9 protein-coding genes are annotated in these 17,680 nt (G+C 62.4%); 2 read left to right on the top strand and 7 right to left on the bottom strand.

What is annotated here, in order from left to right:
* Window positions 1-367: 367 nt before the first annotated feature.
* The 7 genes from B5E56_RS13745 to secA all read right to left on the bottom strand — a co-directional run bounded on the left by B5E56_RS13745 (window position 368) and on the right by secA (window position 15,193).
* Window positions 368-1,300 (bottom strand): phosphate acyltransferase, encoded by a 933-nt coding sequence (locus tag B5E56_RS13745; protein WP_087391176.1) that lies wholly within the window; start codon window positions 1,298-1,300, stop codon window positions 368-370.
* A 218-nt stretch (window positions 1,301-1,518) separates the two neighbouring features.
* Window positions 1,519-4,794, bottom strand: coding sequence for an S-layer homology domain-containing protein (locus B5E56_RS13740; RefSeq protein WP_087391173.1), 3,276 nt, complete (start codon window positions 4,792-4,794; stop codon window positions 1,519-1,521).
* Between the two features lie 219 nt (window positions 4,795-5,013).
* Window positions 5,014-6,399 carry a TrpB-like pyridoxal phosphate-dependent enzyme gene (locus B5E56_RS13735; RefSeq protein WP_087391170.1) on the bottom strand — a complete coding sequence of 462 codons (1,386 nt, stop codon included), beginning with the start codon at window positions 6,397-6,399 and terminating at the stop codon, window positions 5,014-5,016.
* A gap of 481 nt (window positions 6,400-6,880) precedes the next feature.
* Window positions 6,881-9,511, bottom strand: coding sequence for a cation-translocating P-type ATPase (locus B5E56_RS13730; protein WP_087391167.1), 2,631 nt, complete (start codon window positions 9,509-9,511; stop codon window positions 6,881-6,883).
* A 133-nt stretch (window positions 9,512-9,644) separates the two neighbouring features.
* Entirely contained in the window at window positions 9,645-11,189 is a 1,545-nt protein-coding gene (locus B5E56_RS13725) for an ABC transporter substrate-binding protein (RefSeq protein WP_242959005.1), read from the bottom strand.
* A gap of 221 nt (window positions 11,190-11,410) precedes the next feature.
* Complete coding sequence (pgeF, locus tag B5E56_RS13715; protein ID WP_087391160.1) at window positions 11,411-12,223, bottom strand: peptidoglycan editing factor PgeF; 813 nt, start codon at window positions 12,221-12,223, stop codon at window positions 11,411-11,413.
* Between the two features lie 222 nt (window positions 12,224-12,445).
* Window positions 12,446-15,193: a preprotein translocase subunit SecA gene (gene secA, locus B5E56_RS13710; protein ID WP_087391157.1), complete on the bottom strand. Its 2,748-nt coding sequence runs from the start codon at window positions 15,191-15,193 to the stop codon at window positions 12,446-12,448.
* 304 nt (window positions 15,194-15,497) lie between these two features.
* Here secA and B5E56_RS13705 point away from each other — a divergent pair, with 304 nt between their 5' ends.
* Window positions 15,498-15,908: a hypothetical protein gene (locus B5E56_RS13705; RefSeq protein WP_087391154.1), complete on the top strand. Its 411-nt coding sequence runs from the start codon at window positions 15,498-15,500 to the stop codon at window positions 15,906-15,908.
* Window positions 15,905-17,680, top strand: a 1,776-nt coding sequence (locus tag B5E56_RS13700) for a serine/threonine protein kinase (RefSeq protein WP_158098738.1), incomplete at its 3' end; no start/stop codon positions are given. The genes B5E56_RS13705 and B5E56_RS13700, both read left to right, overlap by 4 nt.

The raw sequence follows: 17,680 nt of genomic DNA, 5'->3' as shown, positions 1-17,680 counted from the left end.
TTGCGAGCCAGTGCGCACACTGGCGTGGCAATCCGTTTCCCCGGCAAAAGGGGCGGATTCCCACGAAAAACGGCCGCCCACCGGGCGGCCGTTTTTCTCGGAATGACGGGTCTTTGTACCGGCTGCGCAGTTTGCAGCAGGTCCCCATTTTGTCATCCTGAGCGTCAGGGTCGGATCTTTTCTGCCAGTTTGTCTGCCACAGGAAGATTCTTCGCCCCGCTGGGGCTCAGAATGACAGCTGTATTCTATTTTGCAGCAGGCCTTTTTTGTGCTTCACCCTGTAGGGGCGGCCTTTATGGCCGCCCGCCATATCCCCCATCCACGCAAAAAGGCCGGCGCTAACGCGCCGGCCTTTTACCGTATGGACTTACTTGTTCTGCTGGGTCTTGCGCCACTCGTTGAGGACGGCGCAGAACACCAGGGACAGGAAGCTCTCCTCCGCCTTGGCAGAGCGGGAGGTCAGAGCGATGGGCACCTTGGCGCCCACCACGGCGCCGCAGGTGGTGGCGTGGGCGTGGATGAGCCAGCTCTTCACCAGGATGTTGCCGGCGATCAGGTCCTGAGCGATGATGCCGTCGAAGCCGCCGCCGGACCAGGGGCAGTCGTAGTTCTTCAGGCGGCAGGCCTCCTTGGAGATAATGAGGTCGTAGGAGATGGGGCCCCACAGCTCGCAGTCGGCGAAGGGGTGCTGCTTCTGCTCGCTCACCAGGCGCTGGGCCTCGATGGTATCGGGCATATGGAAGTTGACGTTCTCCACCAGGGCCATCAGAGCCAGCTTGGGGTTCTCATAGCCGAAGGCCTTCAGGGCATCGGCGGTGTTCTTGATGATGGCCTTCTTCTGGGTGGGGTTGGGGCTGACGATGATGGTCATGTCGGACAGAGCCAGCAGCTTGGGATACTCGGGGATGGAGGCCAGAGACACATGGCTCATGAGGCGCTCGGTCCGCAGGCCGTTCTTCTTGTCCAGCACGGGCATCAGGAAGTCGCGGGTGGGCATATTGCCACGCATGAGGATGTCGCCCTCGCCGCAGTGGATCACGTCGATGGCGGCCTGGGTCACATTGTGGCCGGGAGCGGTGTCCACCATGGTGTAGGGCTCCTTGTCCAGGCCCAGCTTCTCCAGCTGCACCATGGTACGGGCCCGGTCGCCCACCAGCACGGGCTGCACAAAGCCCTCCTTCTGAGCCTGGAACAGGCCGCGGAGCATATTCTCGCCGTCAGAACCGGCCAGGACCACGCGCAGAGGAACATTCAGCTTGGGAACACGGCTGATGATATTGTCAAAATTCTTCAATTCCATGGGATGATCCCTCACCTTTCCATTGATGCCGCGCAGCGGCGTTTGTTCTATTATTATACCGGATAGTTTCGGAGAATACAAGGTATTTCCATAGGAATCGGAACAATATTTCCCCTTATAGCGGGGCAATCCCCCCTTCTTTCTCCTGTGTTTCCGTGCCGTGCACAAAAAGACCGCCGCGGGAGGATTTCCCGCGGCGGTCCGGATAGTATTGCTTCTTACTTTGCCACGTTCTCGCAGAAGCGCATAAGGATGGTGGCAACCTCAGCGCGGGTGGCGGTGCCGGTGGGATCCAGCTTGCCGCCGTCCTTGCCGGTGATGAGCTGGGCGCCAACCGCCCAGGTCATGCCGTCGGCCGCCCAGGTGGACACGGTGCTGCCGTCGGCGAAGGTGGTCAGGTCGCCCTTGGCGGACACGTCGTACTCCTTGTACCCGGCATAGCGGTACAGGATGGTGGCCAGCTGCTCACGGGTCACGGTATCATCGGGGGCAAACACGGTGTCGCTGTAGCCCTTGACGATGCCCTCGGCAGCCGCCCAGCGGACCGCCTCGGTGTACCACACGCCGCTCTCCACATCGCTGAAGTTCATGGCGTAGTTGACCACAGGGCTGCCCTCCAGCCGCCACAGGATGGTGACGATCATGGCCCGGTTGGTGGTCATGAGGGGGGCAAAGGTGGTGGAGGAAGTGCCGTCCATCAGCTTGTTGTCGTAGGCGTACTTGACGGCCTCATAGAACCAGTCGCCGGCCTTCACATCGGTGAAGGGCAGGCCGGTCTCCACGGGGGCGTCATCCTTGGCAAAGGAGGCCTTCACGGTGACAGCAGAAGCGGGCATGGTGAAGGTATACTTGCCGTCGCCCTTGTCGGTGAGCTTGATCTCGTTGCCGTTCTTGCCGGTAACGGTGAGGGTGTCCAGAGCGTAGCCCTCGTCAGCCTTCACGGTCAGAGTGACAGTGAGGCCCTTGTTGGCGCGGGTCCGGCTGGCGGTCACAGTGCCGTTGTCGCTGCTTTCCACGGTGATGGCGTAGGAGGTGCCGGAGGAGATCACACTCCACTGGGCGGTGAGGGTGGCGGTGTCGGTGACTCTATACACAGCGCCCGCGTTATAGGTATTGGTGCCGTCGCTCCAGCCCTGGAAGCGGTAGCCGTCCCGGGTGGGCGTGGGCAGGGGAACCTCGGTGTTCTCCGCCACCGTATACACAGAATCCGCGGTGGCGTTGTCGTTGTACTTCAAGGTCAGGGTGTACGTGGTGGTGGTCGCCTTCAGATCGGTGATGCTGTCGCCCTGCTGGGCAGCCGCCAGAGCAGCTTCCATGGACGTGTAGTAGCTGTGGGTATCACCGCTCTGCACCTTGGCGGCGGCTTGATCTGTGCTGTCAATAAATTGATCCACGCTGGCACCAAAGGAGCCGCCGTTGATGGTGATATTGGTCTTCAGGGATTCCACGACCTGCTGCAGCTCATCATCAGAGCTGGTCTGCTTCCCGATGATCAAATCTCCGGTGATGGTACCGCCGTTGACGGTTAGAACACTCTGATTCCCCTCATATGCATCCTGATCCCAAAGTCCCAGTTCCACATTGCCCTGAATGGTCGCGCCCTCGTCTACCGTCACACGGGCACCATTCTGATAGTACTTTGCCCAGCAGACGTCCATGGCGATCTCATCATCTGCACGGGGGATAATCGTTGTCCCGGTGTTCAGGATGATTTCACCGTTGTTGTTGGACAGGGTGTAGTTGAGGCCGGTATAATCCGTCATACCGGTGCCATCCAGCGTAACATTTTCCAGGGTGAGGTTGGAATAGTTCTGGATCAGGATCTTGACTTGCTGTCCCTCCGCAGGATCCGCGGCAATGGTCCCGTTCTTAAAGGTAATGTTGTTATCTTTGATCAGCTGGAACCCGTTGGTCTCAGTACCGGAAGAACCTACGCCGCTGGTGATTGTATAGGTATGTCCGCCCAGGTCAAAAGTAAGATTTCTCTGCACGGTGCCATTCACGACTACGCCGGCGCCGGCAGTATCTTTCAGCAGAGTAATCGTCGCAGGCTCAGTTGTACTCACCGCGTTAACGGCATCCTGGAGGGAAGCATAACCGGTGGTGCCGATGCGAGCGACATAGTCATCGTTGATGGTTCCCTTGCCATCGACAGTACCGTTCACAGTACCGAGCTGCCCAAAAGTTGCGCCGGAAGCCACCGTCAGGCTGGACGTGCTGTCCATGTCGATGGTGCCCACATTGGTGAGGGTGCTGTCTGCGGTTACAGTAGCGTTTACGCCCTTGAGCGTCAGGGTGCTGCCCTCAGGAACCGCAAACGTACGTTGTGTCAGAGTATCATTTTTCTCATCTGCAACAAAGTCGGTAATTTTCAGTTCAAGAGGATCTCCCGCCTTTTGGACGGTCAGATTTTCATAGGTATTGGTGTAAGAACCATTGTTCTTCATCACCAGCGGGGTAAGCTGGGCATCCTCTACCGTGGTGTCCGCATCAATGTCCCACACGCAGCTGCCGGTAACGCCGCTGCCGTCCACTCCGCCGGAGTCGCTGCTGAAGCAGCCGTTGGCCGCGCCGGTATTCAGCTTGGTAATCGTGCAGTCATTCAGGTCGACATTACCCGTGCCCACAAAGCCGCGGTTGGTGGCGGAAAAATCTGCAATGGTGCAACCGGTGGCCACGATGGAGGATTCCACCACTTCGCCGTTGATGCCGCCAAGATAGAGGTAGCTCAGCTCACAATTATTCAGCGTCACGCTGCTGGAACGCACCTTGGTGCTGCCGCTGCCGCCGCCGCCGAGCAGGTAGAACTTGCTGTCCTTGGCCGTAATGATAACCTTGTTTGCCACAGCCTCGGTCTCCATGGCACCGTCCGCAATATTGCGTGTCCCTTCATTTCCATTTCCCCAGGATCCGCCGTTGACATAGAGCTGGCTGCTGGGATCAGAGAGGTCAACACCGTCAAACTCCATGGTTATGGTGCCGTTTACACAGGTATTGCGGGCGCCCGCTCCGTGAAGAAGGTTCTTCACCACGGCATTGCCGGAAAGAGAAATGTTTACATCTCCCTTTACAACGGAGCAGAAATTTGTATTAGCGTTCTCTTCCCCGTAGTTGCCGCCGAATACGTTCCACACATTACCGCCGGTCATGGTGATGCTGGTACTTTCCACCGACACCGCCTCCGTCCTGCCGTCAGCGCCGCCATAGACGGAAGTGTTGCTGCTCACACCCACATATTTGGTCGTGCCATTGTCATCCCAACTGATGTAGGCGTCTGTGCCCGTGGCGGTAAAGTTTGTCCCAAAGTTCTCAACTTTTTCGCCTTCCGGCGCCGCGGCCGTGATAGTGATGGGCGTACCATTGGCAAAGAAGTATGTGCCGCTGGCCGTGGGGAGCCCATCCTTAGCCGTGGGATCCGCCGCCAACGCGGTCACCGGCAGCAATGATAAAATCATTGCCAGAGCCATCAGCATGGATAGCATCTTTCTTTTCATTTGTCTCACGCTCCTTACCTGTTTTGAAAAATGATTTTTATCAGGTTTCTCACATTGGGCCTGACTAACTTTAGTTTAGTCTTTCTATGCCGTAAAATCAAGCCCATCCCGGTAAATGTATCCATTTCGTAAGAAATAACCCATTTTTGCCCATATAGTTCGATTTATTTCGACAAGCAACCGGGCCAGCCGCCAATTTCTTGCAGCTGGCCCGTCCGGTCAAATCCCTTTATTTTGAGGAATGTCAGGCAGGGAGTCAAAGCCCTTTTGCAGATCCTCGTCGGTGGGAATATAGTCGGTCATCTTGCCGGTGAGGTAGTTCTCATAGGCGGTCATATCGAAGTAGCCGGTGCCCGTGAGGCCGAAAAGGATGGTCTTGGCCTCGCCGCTCTCCTTACACTTGAGGGCCTCGTCGATGGCTCCCTTGATGGCGTGGGCCGACTCGGGAGCAGGCAGGATGGTCTCCTGCTTGGCAAAGAGCACCGCCGCCTCAAAGACCTTGGTCTGCTCGTAGGCCACCGCCTCCATGTGCCCATCGTGGTACAGCTTGGAGAGGACGGGGCTCATGCCGTGGTAGCGCAGGCCGCCGGCGTGATTGGCGGAGGGGATGAAGCCGCAGCCCAGGGTGTACATCCGGGCCAGAGGGGTCACCCTGCCGGTGTCGCAGAAATCGTAGGCGTACTTGCCCCGGGTGAGGGAGGGGCAGGAGGCGGGTTCCACCGCCACGATGCGGGGGTTCTTCACACCCTTCAGCTTGTCGGCCATAAAGGGGGCGATAAGGCCGCCCAGGTTGGAGCCGCCGCCGGCGCAGCCCACCACCACGTCGGGGTACTCCCCCAGCTGCTCCATGGCGATCTTGGACTCCAGGCCGATGATGGACTGGTGCAGCAGCACCTGGTTGAGCACGCTGCCCAGCACATAGCGCTTCTTGCCTTCACTGTTGAGGGCGGCCTCCACCGCCTCGGAGATGGCGCAGCCCAGGCTGCCGGTGGTGCCCGGATTCTCCGCCAGGATCTTGCGGCCCACCTGGGTGAGGTTGGAGGGGGACGGAGTCACGTCGGCGTCAAACACCCCCATCACCGCCTTGCGGAAGGGCTTCTGCTCGTAGGAGCACTTCACCATAAACACGTCGCAGGTCAGCCCGAAGTAGGAACAGGCCTCGCTGAGGGCGGTGCCCCACTGACCGGCTCCCGTCTCGGTGGTGACACCGGTGAGGCCCTGCTGCTTGGCGTAGTAGGCCTGGGCCACGGCGGAGTTGAGCTTGTGGGAGCCGGAGGTGTTGTTGCCCTCAAACTTGTAATAGATTTTGGCCGGGGTGCCCAGGGCCTTCTCCAGGTTGTAGGCCCGGATCAGAGGCGAGGGCCGGTACATCTTGTAGACCTCCTGGATCTCCTCCGGGATGTCGATGAACTCGTTGACGGCGTCCAGCTCCTGTCTTGCCAGTTCGGTGCAGAAGATGGGGGACAGATCGTCCACCCCCAGGGGCTGGAGGGTGCCGGGGTGGAGCATGGGATCGGGCTGCTCCGCCATGGCGGAGCGCAGGTTGAACCAACGCTGAGGCATCTGGTCTTCGGTGAGGTACAGGCGGTGAGGGATCTTGGTCATGTTCATGCACTCCTTCAAAATTGGTTTTGCGGGAGAGGGCATGAAAAAACGCCCCCGTCCCAAAGATTCTCTGGGACAAAGGCGTAATAAAAACCTCTGCGGTGCCACCCGGATTGACGCATATAAACAATGCGCCCGCTCACTTTCGCGTGCCTGCCAGCACACGCTCCCCTGATAACGGGTGGAGTCCCCGTCGCGCTACTCGGTTTCCCTTTCGCAAAGCCCTCAAAAGTCCATTCACCCGGACGCCGCCTGCCGCGATCCCACCACCCGCGACTCTCTGTGAGGCCTTGATACCGGACTACTCCTCTTTCTCATCGGTTTGACGATTTAGTTTGGCATAGTATACCGCCCCGTTTTGTCTTTGTCAAGGGGTAATTTTGATTTTTCTTTCCACCGGCGCTGGCTTCCCCCCTGTGGGGGGAAGCTGGCAGCCGCAGGCTGACTGATGAGGGGTTCCCCCGTCATCCGCTCCCGACCGCTATCCCCGACTGGCCGCCTTGGCAGCGCTCACCCGCTTGCCCGGCTTATGGCTGCGGCGGAAGGCCTTGGCCGCCTCGCACACCACCACCGGGGTCACCGCCAGACCGGCCACCACCCCCCAGGCCCGTGGGGACAGGGACACGGTAGAGAATACCGTTTGCAGCGGGGGCACCAGCAGCACCGCCAACTGCATAGCAAGGCCGATGAGGAAGGCGCGGTTCATGGCCGGGTTGGAGGTGATCCCCAGCTTGAAGATGGAGGCCTCCTCGCTGCGCACGTCAAAGGCGTGGAAAAGCTGACACAGGGTGAGCGTAGCGAAGGCCATGGTGTTGCCCGCCGCCAGGGAGCAGCCCGGCAGCACCCAGGCCCCCAGCACATAGGCCGCCAGGGTGAGGGCCCCCACCATCACCCCCTGCCAGGCCAGCCGGAAGGCAAAGCCGTGGGCAAAGAGGGACTCCCCCGCCTGCCGGGGCGGCCGGTCCATCACCCCCGGCTCCACCGGCTCCACCCCCAGGGCCAGAGCGGGCAGAGAGTCGGTGACCAGATTGAGCCACAGCAGCTGGACCGGGGCCAGGGGCATCTCCGGAAACCGCAGCAGGGTGGCCAGGGCGATGGTCAGAATCTCGCCGATATTGCAGGAGAGCAGGTAGTGGATGGCCTTTTTGATGTTGGCGTAGATCCCTCTCCCCTCCTCCACCGCCGAGACGATGGTAGCGAAGTTGTCGTCGGTGAGGATCATGTCCGCCGCCCCACGGGCCACGTCGGTGCCTCCCTTGCCCATGGCGCAGCCGATGTCGGCGGCCTTGAGGGCGGGGGCGTCATTAGTGCCGTCTCCGGTCATGGCCACCACCTTCCCCCTGGCCTGCCAGGCCTGGACGATACGCAGCTTGTGCTCCGGCGACACCCGAGCGTACACGGCAAATTTGTCCACTTCCTCCTCCAGAGCAGGCTGGGGCAGAAAGTCCAGGTCCTCCCCGGTGAGGGCCCGGTCCCCATCCCGGCAGATGCCCAGCTCCTTGGCCACCGCCACGGCGGTGAGCTTGTGGTCGCCGGTGATCATCACCGGCCGTACCCCCGCCTTGTAGCACTGGTCCACCGCCCGGCGTACCTCCGGCCGGGGCGGGTCCATCATGCCCAGCAGTCCCACAAAGGTGAGGCCCTGCTCCACGCTGTCGCTGTCCAGGCTGCGGGGCTGCGCCTCCACATCCTTGTAGGCCACCCCCAGCACCCGCAAAGCCTTGCCCGCCATGGCCTCGTTGCGGGTGGTGATCCGCCGCAGGGCGCTCTCGGTCAACCGGCACCGCCGGGCCAGCACGTCGGGGGCGCCTTTCACCATCACCCGGTATCCCCCGCCCGGCCTGCTATGTACGGTGGTCATGAGTTTTCGTTCCGAATCAAAGGGAATCTCCCCTTTTCTGGGCCATTCCTCCCCCAATTTATTCTTATCCAGTCCGGCCCGTGCTGCCGCCTCCACCAGGGCGGCCTCGGTGGGATCGCCGGTACACACCGGGCTCTTCCCCTTCCAATTCAGCTCGGCATCGCCGCACAGGGCCCCAATGGTGAGGGCCAGATCCCGCTCCCCCTGGGAGGGCGTCCAGATGTCCACCACCGTCATTTTGTTCTGGGTCAGGGTGCCCGTTTTGTCGGAGCAGATCACCCCGGCGCACCCCAAAGTTTCCACCGCAGGCAGCTTTTTGACGATGGCCCGCCGCTTGGCCATACGGCTTACCCCCAGGGCCAGCACAATGGAAATGATGGCGGGCAGGCCCTCAGGGATGGCGGCCACCGCCAGAGATACGGCGGTGAGGAACATTTCCAGCAGATTCCGCCCCTGGAGCAGCCCCACCCCGAACATCACCGCGCACACGCACAGGCACAGGAAGGACAGGGTCTTGGAAATCTCCCCCATCTTCTTCTGTAAAGGTGTTTCGCTTTCCCCCTTATCCATCAAGAGACCGGCGATATGACCCACCTCCGTATCCATTCCGGTGGCGGCTACCAGACAGGTGGCCCGGCCCCGGGTGACCACCGTGGCGGAGAGGAGCATATTGCGCCGCTCTGCCAGGGGGGTGTCGGCGGGCAGGGGTCCCAGGGCTCCCTTGTTTACCGGGGCGGACTCGCCGGTCATGGCGGATTCGTCGGCCTGGAGTCCTGCCGCCTCCAGGATGCGGCAGTCGGCAGGCACCAGGTCCCCCGCCTCCAGACGGATCACGTCGCCGGGCACCAGCTTGTCCGCCTCCACCCGGGTCAGCACCCCGTCCCGCAGGGCGTGGGCCGCCGGGGCGGACATCTGGCTCAGGGCCTCCAGCGCCTTGCGGGCGCTGTCCTCCTGGGACAGGGAGATAATGGCGTTCACCGCCACGATGCCCAGAATGATGGCGGCGTCCAGCCAGTCCTCTCCCCCGCTGGCCCACAGGGACAGGGCCGCTGCCGCCAGCAGCACCAGGATCATGGGGTCCTTCAGCTGGCCCAGCAGCCGGGCCAGGAAGGACTTGTCCTTCTTGTGGGCCAGTTTGTTGGGCCCGTGGGCCACCAGCCGCCGGGCGGCCTCCGCCCCGGTCAGTCCGCCCTGATTGCTTCTCAATTCCTCCAGCGCCTGCTTGGCGCTGTACGCATACCACTGTGTCATGGTGACCGCTCCTCGCCTGTTTGTTTTCCAGCTTTTGGATACAGTATAGCAGGCCTGTCCCCCGGAATTGGGGGAAACCTGGCGGGGCGGACACGCAAAAAGCGGCCCCCGCGTGATGCGGGGGCCGCTGGATTCATTGTGCGATCTCCCAATAGGCAAACTGGAAGAACAGATTCTGTTGGGTGGGCGTCATATTGGAGACGGCGTTCCACTGGGAGAGCACGGACCAGTTTTTGAAGCAGATCACTGCGAAGGGTGGCTCCTCCGCCAGCCGGGCGTAGAGCTGACGGGCGCTCAGGTCCCGGCTCTGGCCGTTGGTAGCCCGATAGGTCTGGAGCAGCTGGGCGGCCTGAGTGTCGCTGTAACCTCCGTAGTTGAGGGAGCCTCCGGCGGTAATGAGGGCGGTGAGATCAAAGTCGGCGGTAAGCCGCACCTCCCCCAGGTAGAGGTCAAAGTTGCCGCTCTGAAGGGCGGAGACATAGGCATCCCAGTCCAGCTTGGTGAGGGTGGCCCGGATGCCCAGATCGTTGAGGCCGTTGACCAGATGCTGAGCTGCCGCCACCCGGTCCTGATTTTCGGCGGACACTACCAGCTCCAGGCTGAGGGTCTGCCGTCCGTTGACCCAGCCGCTGTCGGTGGCAGTCCAGCCCGCGGCGGTGATGGCCTCGGCCACCGCCTGGGAGGAGTAACTGAGGGCGGGGGCCTGATCCTCATGGTAGAGGGCGCTGCCGGGGTGGACCGGCAGGGCGGCAGGCTGGGCGTGGCGGGAGAAGATGGCGGTGGATACCGACTCCCGGTCAAAGGCCCGCAGCAGGGCCTTCCGCACCCCCGCGTCGGCGCAGGGGCCGCTGACGGTGTTGAAGCCCACATACACCATGGTGGAGGTGGGATAATCCAGGGTATCAAAGGAGCCGGAGAAGCCCAGGGCATTGGTGGCGGTCAGGTCGGTGGACACCAGGGAGATCTCCTTGGTGTCGAAGGCGTGGATCAAATCGTCTGCCTCCTGAATGGCCTGGAGGGGAATGGTGTCCACCGGCAGCTTCTCCCCCTGCCACCAGCTTCCGTTGGCGGTGAGGGACAGGTCGTTGCCGCTGCCGGTGAGCACATAGGGCCCGGTGCCCAGCGGGGTGCCGCCGGTCTCCTTGACGATGGGGATGTCCAGCAGGGCTGGCAGGGACCCGTTGGCCCGGGTGAGGGTCACTGTCACCGCCCCCTCCCCCGCCGTAATGGCGCCAATGTCGGCAAACCGGGCGGAATAGAGGGTACTGGTGCGGGCGGCCTCCAGGGAGGACACCACCTCCGCCGAGGTGAGGGGACTGCCGTCGGAGAAGGTGACACCGGAGCGCAGGGTGAAGGTCCAGGTCAGCCCATCCTCCGAGGCGGTATAACCGGAACACAGCACCTGACTGACCTCAAACTGCTGATCCAGGGCAAACAGGCCCTCATACATCAGCCCACCCAGAGACAGGTTGGTGCGGTTACCGCCGGTAATGGGATGGAATCCGGCCTGAGGGTAGCAGGCCAGGGTAAATTCCGCCGTCTCAGAGGTTGGGGCGGCGGAGACGGTGGGTTCCGGCGTGGGGGTAACCTCCGGCTCCGGCCCGCCGGTACAGCCCGCCAGGACCATGCAGAGGGCCGCCCCCAGAGCCGCAAGACGCAGTCGTATTCGTTTGTTCAAGGGCAGCCCCTCCTTGTCTTTTTCCTGGATAAAAAAATGTCTTTCCGGGAATTCGCTTCCCGGAAAGACTCCCCGACCCGCGCCACGAGCGCGAAACCGGGGGTATCGAGCCAAGTCGCCGGCGTTTCGTCGGCACGCAGGCTCGTATCTAGGGGGTCGGAGGCGCCGGGGGCGCCTCCGATGGAAATCCAGCGGAGCCACATCCCGCTTTTGGATACCCCCTAGATGATTGCGATCATTGCCGCCTGACTGCCCCGTTCTCCGTGGGTCACACGGTGGGACCAGTATTTCTCCGGCAGACAGGCGGTGCAGTCGCCGGACACGGCGATGTGCTCGGGGTCCAGCCCGGCGCTCTCCAGCCGCCGGGCGTTGAGGGCCTTCAGATCCACATGGAACTTGCCGGTGGGCAGCACCTGGATGCAGTGGAGGGCGGAGGCCCCCATGGCCTCGGTCATAGCGTTGGGCACGTCCTCGTGGGTCTCAAAGCAGCACTTGGAGATGCCGGGGCCGATGGCGGCCAGAATGTCCAGCCGGTCGCAGCCATAGCAGTCCACCATCCGCTCCACCGCCTTGGCGGCGATGCCCAGAGCGGTGCCCCGCCAACCGGCGTGGACCGCCCCCACCACCCGGCGCACCGGGTCGTAGAGCAGAATGGGCAGGCAGTCGGCGGTAAAGACGGTGAGCACCACGCCGGGGATGTCGGTGACCAGGCCGTCGGCCTGCCAGGGCTCCGGCTGGTCCAGGGGGATACCCATATCGGCGGAGGTGACGGAGCGCACCGTGTCCCCGTGGACCTGGCTGGCGCACACCACACCCTTCACATCGGCGCCGATGGCGGCGCAGAAGCGGCGGTAATTCTCCGCCACTTTGTCCGGCTCGTCTCCCCGGTTCATGCTCAGGTTGAGGGAGGCAAACTTCCCCTCCGACACCCCGCCCAGCCGGGTGGAAAAGCCGTGGGCCACTCCGCCGGCGGCCTCAAAGCCGTCGCAGGACAGATAGAGCAGGCCATTTTTGTTGTGTTCGATGATGTTCATGGAGTCCTCCATCCGGAAATCGAAATCCGTTTTTCCGGAAATTCATTTTTCGGAAAAACACCACGACCCGCGCCGCGGGGCGCGAAACCGGGGGTATCAAAACCGTTGTGCCGCAAGGCGGCGCGGCGGTTTTGTATCCAGGGGGTCGGAGGCGCCGGGGGCGCCTCCGATAGAAGTCCAGCGCAGCCACACTTCACTTTTGGGATACCCCCTGGACGGTCCTCAGTCCTCTTCGTGCATCCCGCAGCACTTCTTGTACTTCTTGCCGCTGCCGCAGGGGCAGGGATCGTTGCGGCCGGGCTTCTTGCCCTTCTTGACGGGCTGCTTTTTCACGGTGCCGTCGGCGCCGGCGCTCTCGCCGGTGACCTTGGCCACCCGCTCACGCTTGACGGTGGAGCCCACCTGCACCCGGGCCAGGAAGATCCGGCGGAGGGTCTCCTCCTGGATGGCGGCGATCATGCGCTCGAACATCTCGTAGCCTTCCCGCTTGTACTCCACCACAGGGTCGTTCTGGCCGTAAGCCCGCAGGCCGATGCCCTGACGCAGCTCCTGCATGGCGTCGATGTTGTCCATCCAGTACTCGTCCACCACCCGGAGCATCATCACCCGCTCCAGCTCACGCATGAGGGGCTCGCCCAGCTCAGCTTCCTTCTTGCTGTAGACCCCGGCGGCCTTGTCCAGCAGCAGCTCCTCCAGCTGGGAGGCGTCGTACTTCTGCAGCTCCTCGTCGTCGAACTTGTAGTCCTCGGGGGTGAGGAACAGCCCTCTGAACTGGGCGCACACCTCCCGCCAGTTCTCGGCGTCCATGTGCTTCTGCTCGCCCATGTGGGCCGCCACCTCGTTGGAGATGACGGTGGAGAGCATGGTCTGGACAGCCTCCTTCAGGTTCTCGCCGTCCAGCACCTTGCGGCGCTGCTCATAGATGACCTTACGCTGGGTGTTCATTACGTCGTCGTACTCCAGCACCGTCTTACGGGTCTGGAAGTTCCGGGACTCCACCTGCTTCTGGGCGTTCTCAATGACGTTGGACAGCATCTTGGAGTCCAGGGGGGTGTCCTCGTCCACACCCAGCCGGTCCATCATGCCCATGACCCGCTCGGAGCCGAACAGACGCATGATGTCGTCCTGGAGGGAGAGGAAGAACCGGCTCTCGCCGGGGTCGCCCTGACGGCCGGCACGGCCCCGCAGCTGGTTGTCGATCCGGCGGGACTCGTGGCGCTCGGTGCCCAGAATGAACAGGCCGCCGGCGGCACGGACCTTCTCGGCCTCCTCCTTGATCTCGTCCTTATACTTGGCCTCCGCCTCGGTAAACATCCGGCGGGCCTCCAGGATCTCCTGGTTGTCGGTGTCGGCAAAGCCGGTGGACTCGGCGATGAGCTCGTCGGACAGTCCGGCCTTCCGCAGTTCGGCCTTGGCCAGGAACTCGGCGTTGCCGCCCAGCAGAATATCGGTACCACGGCCAGCCATGTTGGTGGCCACGGTGACGGCGCCCAGCTTACCGGCCTGAGCCACGATCTCGGCTTCCTTCTCGTGGAACTTGGCGTTCAGCACATTGTGCTTGATGCCCTTGCGCTTGAGCATCTCGGAGATCTGCTCCGACTTCTCGATGGAGATGGTGCCCACCAGCACAGGCTGGCCCTTGGCGTGGCACTCCTCGATCTGCTTGACAATGGCCTTGTACTTGCCGGCCTCGGTCTTGTACACCACGTCGGGGTGGTCGATGCGGGCCAGAGGCTTGTTGGTGGGGATCTCCACGATGTCCAGGGAGTAGATGGTACCGAACTCCTCCTCCTCGGTCATGGCGGTACCGGTCATACCGGACAGCTTGTTGTACAGGCGGAAGTAGTTCTGGAAAGTGATGGTGGCCAGAGTCTTGGACTCACGGGCCACGGTGACCCCCTCCTTGGCCTCGATGGCCTGATGGAGGCCCTCGTTATAGCGGCGGCCGTACATGAGGCGGCCGGTGAACTCGTCCACGATGATGACCTCGCCGTCCTTCACCACATAGTCGATGTCCCGCTTCATCAGGCCCCGGGCCTTAATGGCCTGGTTGATGTGGTGGGACAGGGTGGTGTTCTCGGGATCGGCCAGGTTCTCGATCTGGAACTGCTGCTCAGCCTTGGCAATACCACGGGCGGTGAGGGTGACGGTGCGGGCCTTCTCATCCACGATGTAGTCGGCGTCCACGTCCGGGTCCTCTTCCTCCTTGGTGTCCACCTTGGCCACCCGCTGGCCCTTCAGGCGGGCCACGAAGGCGTCCACAATGGTGTACAGCTGGGTGGACTTGTCACCCTGGCCGGAAATGATGAGGGGGGTACGGGCCTCGTCGATGAGGATGGAGTCCACCTCGTCCACGATGGCAAAGGCGTGGCCCCGCTGCACCATTTCGGTGGCGTAGATGCACATATTGTCCCGCAGGTAGTCGAAGCCGAACTCGTTGTTGGTGCCGTAGGTGATGTCGGCGGCATAGGAGGCCTTGCGGTCCTTGGGCTGGATGTCGTGGATCACCAGACCCACGGTGAGGCCCATAAAGCGGTAGACTTTACCCATCCACTCGGAGTCACGCTTGGCCAGGTAGTCGTTGACGGTGACGATGTGGACACCCTCGCCGGCCAGGGCGTTGAGGTAGGCGGGCAGGGTGGCCACCAGGGTCTTGCCTTCGCCGGTCTTCATCTCGGCGATACGGCCCTGATGGAGGATGATGCCGCCGATGAGCTGCACCCGGTAGGGCTTCATACCCAGCACACGCCAGGCCGCCTCCCGGCAGGCGGCAAAGGCCTCGGGCAGGATATCGTCCAGGGTCTCGCCATTGGCCAGACGCTCTTTAAATTCAGGAGTCTTGGCCTTGAGCTGCTCATCGGTGAGCTTGGAGTACTCCTCGTCCAGGGCCTCGATCTTGTCCACGATGGGTTTGATGGCCTTGAGCTCCTTGGCGGAGCTGGTGCCGAACAGCTTTTTCAACAGTCCCATGTGATTGTTTCACCTTTCTGATCTTCCACAGCGCAAAACGCGGCTGTTGACATTGATTCAGTTTCCTAGTATAGCATAACCCCTGAAAAGAAAAAAGAGTAAATTGTGAACAAATTGCATGATCTACCCTTTTCTGTTCCAGATCGCGGATCTTATTCTCTTTATGCAAAAAGTGTGCAATTCTGCACACCTGCCGGTGGAGAAACTATGATACACTCTTTCCAAGTCCCCGACCGGGTAGTATAATGGATGACAGTTACCTTTTTGTAAATTGTTTCTATTCCATAAAGAAAGGAGAGGCGCTGTGAAAACCACGGATGAACTGCGCAATGCCATCCGCTCGTCCTCGGATCCCGCCATGCTGGCGGGGGGCGCTTTTACGCCGCCGGACTTCACTTTTTATCTGTGCAACCTGCTGGAGCGGCGGGGCTGGCTGGTGAAGGACGCCATCCGGGCCTGCTATCTGGAGCGGTCCTACGGCTACCAGCTCTTTAACGGCACCCGTCCTCCCACCCGCACCTTTTTGCTTCGGCTGGCTCTGGCCCTGGACCTGGGGGAGGAGGAGACCCAGAAGCTGCTCACCCGCTGCGGCAGGGCCTCCCTCTATCCCCGCAGCCGGTTTGACGCGGCGGTGCTCTACGGCCTGACCCACCACCTGACCCTGGAGGAGACCGACGAGCTGCTCCTCTCTCTGGGAGAAGGGGGGCTTCTGTGAGCCGCGCCGAGGAATTCCGCAATCATTACCGGCAGGTGGTGGACAGTCTGGCCCTGCCTGACCGCATCGCCCTGGTGTACCGGCCGGAGGCCTGTCTGGCGGAGCGGGAAAGCCGCAGCGTGTGGCTCCTCCGCCGCCGGTGCGACGAGGCTCCCTATGTGCTCAAGATTGCCCGGGAGGGGGGCGAGGACCTGGAGGAGGAGTTCCGGCTGCTCACCCAGCTCTACCCCGCTCTGGCGGGCCGTGTGCCTTTGGCCGCCGACTGCTTCCGGCAGGAAGAGACCGTCTATCTGGTCCGCAGCTACCTGCCCGGGCAGTCTCTCACCCGTTATCTGGACCGCACCGGCCCCTGTGACGAGGCAAGCTGCCGTCAGATGGGACTGAAGCTTCTGTCCCTGCTGGACCAGCTCCACCGGATGGACCCGCCCATCATCCACCGGGACATCAAACCGGACAACATCATCATAGGACCCGACGGAGATGTGGGGCTCATTGACTTCGGCATCGCCCGACAGTACAAGCCTCACCGGGACAGCGACACCCGCATTATGGGCAGCTCGGTCACCGCCGCCCCCGAGCAATACGGCTTTGCCCAGACCGACGAGCGCACCGACCTGTACGCCCTGGGTGCCACCCTGATCTGGACCCTCACCGGCTCCTATGACCGGGACAGCCTGGAGGCGGCTCCGGTATCCCGGCAGCTGAAGGGGGTCCTGCGCAAATGCACTGCCTTCAGTCCCGAAGACCGCTACCCCACCGCCGCAGCACTGAAGGACGGGCTGGGCGGCAAGGCCCGCGGGAGGCAGCGCAAACTCTTAGCGGCGGTCTGTGCCCTGGCCCTGTGTCTGGGGGCCGCCGGAGCTGTGGCTCTTCCCCGAATGCAGGGGTCCCAGCCGGTGGAATTTTCCTCCTACTGCCTGGAGCTGGCGGTGCGGGAGGAGCTGGACCGGCCTCTGGGAGAGATCACCTACAGCGATCTGGAGCAGGTGGAGCGGCTGGCACTGCTGGGCAATGAGGTGCTGGAGGACCCCTCGTCCTACTCCTATTATATGAATGATATGACCGGCGACACCTCCTACGGCGATGTGTCCGACCTGTCCCTGCTGGCCAGTATGCCCAACCTGAAGGAAGTATGGCTGTGCCGGCAGCAGATCTCCGACCTGTCCCCCCTGGAGGGGCTGCCCATCACCACCCTGGTGCTGTGCGACAACTCCATTGAGGACCTGTCCCCCCTCTCCTCCCTCACCGGCCTGAGCACCCTGTGGCTGGGGGGCAACACCCCCTCCGACCTGACCCCGCTGGCGGGGCTCACCAGGCTGCGGGACCTGAATCTGGACGGGGTGGGCGACAGCGACCAGCTCACCCCCCTGGACAGTCTGACCCCTCTGGCCGATCTGCCTCTGGTCCGTCTGTCCCTGGGCTGGCGGACGGTGTCCGACGGAGACTGGTCGGTACTGGGTACCCTGCCCCTGCTGGAGGAGCTCTCCCTGTGGGGGCCGCCGGAGGAGGCGGTGGCCGCCCTGGTGGAGCGGGACCAGCTGCCCATTCTCAACGTGGGCCTGCTGCCCTGTGAGGACCTGTCCATTCTGGCGGGCTGCCCGGTGGTGGACCTGCGTCTCCACGCCGGACAGAACTCCCTGGAAGGCGCGGGAGACCTGCCCCGGCTGCGCAATCTGGGGCTGTTCAGCTCCAACGTCACCGACCTCTCCCCCCTGGCAGAAGCCGAACTGCTGGAGACCTTCTGCTTCAACGGCCCCGCCCTCCCCGACTTT

This window comes from Flavonifractor sp. An112 (genome assembly GCF_002161085.1).
In the GTDB taxonomy this organism is placed as follows: domain Bacteria; phylum Bacillota; class Clostridia; order Oscillospirales; family Oscillospiraceae; genus Flavonifractor; species Flavonifractor avicola.
This window is presented reverse-complemented; position numbering and strand designations above follow the sequence as displayed.

Bases quoted from the DNA above. Each gene is read 5' to 3' on its own strand.
- B5E56_RS13745 (WP_087391176.1), bottom strand. From the start codon at position 1,300: ATGGAATTGAAGAATTTTGACAATATCATCAGCCGTGTTCCCAAGCTG.
- B5E56_RS13740 (WP_087391173.1), bottom strand. From the start codon at position 4,794: ATGAAAAGAAAGATGCTATCCATGCTGATGGCTCTGGCAATGATTTTA.
- B5E56_RS13735 (WP_087391170.1), bottom strand. From the start codon at position 6,399: ATGACCAAGATCCCTCACCGCCTGTACCTCACCGAAGACCAGATGCCT.
- B5E56_RS13730 (WP_087391167.1), bottom strand. From the start codon at position 9,511: ATGACACAGTGGTATGCGTACAGCGCCAAGCAGGCGCTGGAGGAATTG.
- pgeF (WP_087391160.1), bottom strand. From the start codon at position 12,223: ATGAACATCATCGAACACAACAAAAATGGCCTGCTCTATCTGTCCTGC.
- secA (WP_087391157.1), bottom strand. From the start codon at position 15,193: ATGGGACTGTTGAAAAAGCTGTTCGGCACCAGCTCCGCCAAGGAGCTC.